This window comes from Marseilla massiliensis (assembly GCF_016899855.1).
Lineage (GTDB): Bacteria > Bacteroidota > Bacteroidia > Bacteroidales > Bacteroidaceae > Prevotella.
Genome location: NZ_JACJJG010000252.1, coordinates 1 through 472, shown reverse-complemented (window position 1 = coordinate 472; position 472 = coordinate 1). Strand labels below are relative to the sequence as shown.

Sequence of the window (472 nt, the reverse complement as noted above, 5' to 3'; positions counted from 1 at the left end):
GCCCATCCCTTCATCGTCCTGTGGCTGTGCGCACGCTTTATATTGCATGACTTCAACGGTGTGGAGTCGATAATGGATATTCCAGTACATTTACCCAACGCACATGTCTGCAGGAACAGCAAAAGATGGAGTCCTACCTTAGCCTGGCGTTCTACGAAGCGGTTGTACGACAGGCGGTGTGGAAACTCTTTGCGCATGTGGTTACATACATAACCGAGGTAGAAAGACTTGAGGTCTCGGTGGCGCAAGATATGGAACAGTACGAGAATGGTCATCACCTCGCTGTCGGACATGAGGCACGGGCGGTTGCGGCTACGTTTGCCGCATATGTCCAGCGTGTGTTTTTTCAGTTCGGGAGCAAAATATTTGCAGAACCCATCAAGAATACAGAAAATTTCTATTATATTTGCATCAGTCATGGGAATGGATATTTTTATGTAACTTATTGATTGTCAACTATAAAGGTACTAAA

At 45.8% G+C, this 472-nt stretch carries 1 protein-coding gene; it reads right to left on the bottom strand.

What is annotated here, in order from left to right; translation table 11 throughout:
- Positions 1-419: transposase (locus H6A34_RS15690; protein ID WP_275955214.1), on the bottom strand; the 419-nt coding region annotated here is incomplete at its 3' end.
- Positions 420-472: the final 53 nt, after the last annotated feature.